Source organism: Neoroseomonas rubea, from assembly GCF_016106015.1.
Classification (GTDB): Bacteria; Pseudomonadota; Alphaproteobacteria; order Acetobacterales; family Acetobacteraceae; genus Neoroseomonas; species Neoroseomonas rubea.
In genome coordinates this window covers 1-3,683 of sequence record NZ_JACADQ010000395.1, presented here as the reverse complement: position 1 = coordinate 3,683, position 3,683 = coordinate 1, and the positions used below count along the sequence as shown (strand labels likewise).

Here is a 3,683-nt window from a genome sequence, read left to right as displayed (position 1 = left end):
GCCCGCCTTCGCGCGCGGCGCGGACCCGCGCGCCGCGGACGACCTGCCGCTGCGCCTGGCGGCGCTGTGCGATGCGTTCGCCACCTGGACCGGAGGCATGGGCGTGATGCCGGACCGCGCCGCGCCGGCCGCGACCGCCCGCGGCTGCCACGCCGCCATGGCCGGGGCATCCCCGAGCGCACACGCGGGCCGGTGATGATGTTCCGGGTCGTCCGGCGCGACCGGACGACCGCGCGCGGCCAAGATGCCTAGGCGCCGCGGGCCCTGCGCACTCGCCTGCCGGTCATGGACCGCGGAGCCCCGGAGGTTCACAGCCCATCCGCCGCACGGGATGTCGGGACCAGGCATCGCGTCAGGACGAAACCACGGCCGGCACGGCGATCCTCGCCATCGCCCAGGGTTCGACGCATGCGGGGGTGGCGGAACGTCGCCCACCACCGACCCCGCCTTCAATCAATCATCATCGTCGTCGTCACGCACCCGCCGCGGCTGGCGCCGGTCCGGCGCCACCCAGCCCCAGCCCCAGGATTCCCGCGCGCCGCGCCCGTCGCGCCAGCGGTCTTCCCGCACCCAGCCGCGCCGCCCGTAGCGATCCTCGACCGTGTAGGAATCGACGCGCGTGCAGCGCCCGTTGGAGCAGTTCGAGGAGGAGTTGGAGGACTGGCTCTCCGCCAGCGCCGAGAGCGGCGCGAGCCAGAGGGCGAACAGGCCGCCGACAGCGGCGCGCTGGATGGGTCGCATGTCCTTGTCCTCGATGTTTTCCATGCGAGGAACGCTGGAGCCGCGAAAAGTCTTCCACCGGGCCGAAGAAAGGCAGGATCGGGGCGTCGTGTTTCCCGGCGTTTCCGCCGGCGCGAAGGCCGAGGCCCTCGCGCCGACGGGCTCAGGCGCCCCGGAACACCGGCGCCCGCTTCTCCCGGAACGCGGCGAGGCCCTCCTGCATGTCCGCGCTGTCCTTGCAGATGCGCGCGCGCTCCTCGCAGGCGGCGGCATCCAGCGCGCCATGCGCGATCTCGTTCAACGCCAGCTTCATCCCCTGCAAAGCCAGCGGCGCCATCGCGCAGAGCGTGTCCGCCAGCCTGTCGACCGCCGCGTCGAGCTCGGCGGGCGGCACCAGGTGCGTCAGGTAGCCGATGCGCAGCAATTCCTCGGCGCCGAGCTTCTCGGCCGTCAGGAACAGGCGCTTGGCCGTGTTCATGCCCAGGCGGGAGACGTAGCGCTCGAGCCCGCCGGGATAGTAGTGCACGCCGAGCCGCGCGGCCGGCATGAACATCTCCATCCCCGTCACGCCGATTCGGAAATCCGCCGTCAGCGCGAAGTCGGTCGAGCCGCCATAGACGCCGCCCTGGAGGCGACAGATCGTCGGCACGCGGACCCGTTCGAAGCGGTCGACCATGGCGTCGAAGCCGGGCGCGCGGGCGGCCGCGTCCTTGTCCTCGGCGAAGCCGCCCAGGTGGAAGCCAGCGCTGAAGGCCGGGCCCGATGCGGCGAGGACCAGCACGCGCAGGTCGCGGTTGGCGTCGATCGTGTCGAAATGCTCCAGAAGCCGGACGATGTCGGCCGGCTCGATGCGATTGCGGTGGCGGGAACGGTGGAGGCGGATGGTCGCCCGGGCCCCCGCGATCTCAAGGCTCGGCGGGTCCAGGCGGATGTCTTCGGTCATGGCGGTCCTCATATTCTTGCTCGCCGAAGGCTCTGCCTTCGGCGCCCTCAGACGCGTCGTGCGGACAGCCCGCCTTCGGCGTGATGCCGAACCCCGGGCGGCGCCCATGCGGGCGCTCGGCCCTTCGGGCGACGGGCCTCCCCTTCGTAGTCCGGGTCGTCCGTGCGCATCCTCCCCGGAATCGTCGCCCCTGGCCACGCCCCCCGGCACGTAACGCGCCTTGCGGAGCGCCCGCCCCGTCCCGACAATAGGCGGATGGCCGCCCCGCTCCCCCTCGCCGTGTCCGAGGACCCCTCCTTCGCCGAACTCCTGGCGCTGCGCCCGCATCTCTCCCTGCACGCCATGGACGGGCTGCTGATGGAGGAGGTGCCGCTGGCGCGCATCGCCGCCGAGGCCGGTACCCCCGCCTGGGTCTATTCGGCCGGCGCGCTGCGCCGCCGCGCCCGCGCGCTCAAGGCCGCGCTGGCCGGCGCCGGCCTGTCCGCCACCGTGCACTTCGCCATGAAGTGCAATGACAACCTCTCCGTGCTGAAGGTGCTGGCCGCCGAGGGCCTCGGCGCCGACGTGGTCAGCGAGGGCGAGCTCCGCATCGCGCGCGCCGCCGGCATCCCGGGCTCGGCGATCGTCTTCTCGGGCGTCGGCAAGACGGCCGAGGAGATCCGCCACGCGCTGGCCGAGGACATCTTCCAGATCAACGCGGAAAGCGCGGAGGAGATCGACATGATTTCCGCCCTCGCCACCGCCATGGGCCGCACCGCGCGCGTCGCGCTGCGCGTCAATCCGGACGTCGACGCCAAGACCCACGCCAAGATCACGACCGGGCGCAGCGAGAACAAGTTCGGCATCGCCTTCGAGGACGCGCCCGCGGTCTATGCCCGCATGGCCGCGCTGCCCGGCATCGCGCCTATCGGCATCGCGACGCATATCGGCAGCCAGATCACCGCCGGGATGGCCGCCTACCGTGCCGCCTATGCCCGGCTGGCCGAGATGGTGAAGGCGCTGCGCGCGCAGGGCCTTCCGGTGCAGCGCGTCGATTGCGGCGGCGGCCTCGGCATTCCCTATCGCGACGAGCCGGCGCCCTCGCCCGAGGCGCTGGCGGGTGCGATTCGCGCCACGCTCGGCGAGCTCGGCCTGCCCGTGATGCTCGAGCCGGGGCGCTGGATCGCCGGGCCGGCCGGCGTGCTGCTCGCCTCGGTCGTGCTGCAGAAGCGCGGCGCGTCGCATCGCTTCGTCGTCGTGGACGCGGCCATGAACGACCTGGTGCGCCCGGCGATGTACGAGGCCTGGCACGGCATCGTCCCGCTCTCCGCGGCGCGGGCCGCGGCCCCCCTCTCGCCGGCCGAGGTGGTGGGCCCGGTCTGCGAGACGGGCGACACCTTCGCCCGTGGCAGGCTGCTGCCCGACCTCGCGGCGGGCGACGCGGTCGCGTTCCTCGATGCCGGGGCCTATGGCGCGGTCATGTCCTCCACCTACAACGCGCGGCCGCTGGCGGCCGAGGTGCTGGTCGATGGCGACCGCTTCGCCGTGGTGCGGGAACGCCAGACCTATGAGGAACTGCTGCACGGGCAGCGCCTGCCGGAGTGGCTCGGATGACCGACGCGCCGCGCGATCCCCTCGCTCACCGGCTGGCCCGGCGAACAAGGCTCGCGCGGCTCGCCCTCTGGTGGGAAGCGGCGTGGCCGGCGCTCTGGCCGGTGCTGGGCGTGCTCGGCGTGTTCCTCGTGATGGCGCTGGCGGGGCTGCCGCTGCTGCTGCCGGCCTGGCTGCACCTGCTGCTGCTGCTGGGCTTCGCTGGCGCCCTGGCCTGGGCCGGGATGCGCGCCGCGTCCCAGTTGCGCGCGCCCGGCCTGCCGGCGGCGGAACGCCGGCTGGAACGGGATTCCGGACTGTCGCACCGGCCGATCGCGACGCTCGCGGACCGACCGACGGGGGATGACCCGGTCGCTCTCGCGCTGTGGGCCGCGCATCGGCGCCGCGCGGCGGAACGGCTCGCCGCGCTGCGCGTCGCCCCGCCCCGGCC

Annotated in this window: 5 protein-coding genes; 3 read left to right on the top strand and 2 right to left on the bottom strand. The window is 73.6% G+C overall.

Annotation, left to right across the window (positions count from 1 at the left end; genetic code table 11):
• A partial coding sequence (locus HW577_RS26705) for a hypothetical protein (RefSeq protein WP_232475163.1) occupies window positions 1-196 on the top strand: 196 nt, incomplete at its 5' end.
• A 257-nt stretch (window positions 197-453) separates the two neighbouring features.
• Here HW577_RS26705 and HW577_RS22500 read toward each other — a convergent pair.
• Window positions 454-741, bottom strand: coding sequence for a hypothetical protein (locus HW577_RS22500; protein WP_198378351.1), 288 nt, complete (start codon window positions 739-741; stop codon window positions 454-456).
• A 142-nt stretch (window positions 742-883) separates the two neighbouring features.
• Window positions 884-1,663 (bottom strand): enoyl-CoA hydratase/isomerase family protein, encoded by a 780-nt coding sequence (locus HW577_RS22495; RefSeq protein ID WP_232475162.1) that lies wholly within the window; start codon window positions 1,661-1,663, stop codon window positions 884-886.
• Window positions 1,664-1,918: 255 nt separating this feature from the next.
• Between HW577_RS22495 and lysA the strand changes: the two genes are divergently transcribed.
• Window positions 1,919-3,256: a diaminopimelate decarboxylase gene (gene lysA / locus HW577_RS22490; RefSeq protein WP_198378349.1), complete on the top strand. Its 1,338-nt coding sequence runs from the start codon at window positions 1,919-1,921 to the stop codon at window positions 3,254-3,256.
• On the top strand, window positions 3,253-3,683 hold a 431-nt coding region (locus tag HW577_RS22485), incomplete at its 3' end, for a DUF4175 family protein (protein ID WP_198378348.1). The genes lysA and HW577_RS22485, both read left to right, overlap by 4 nt.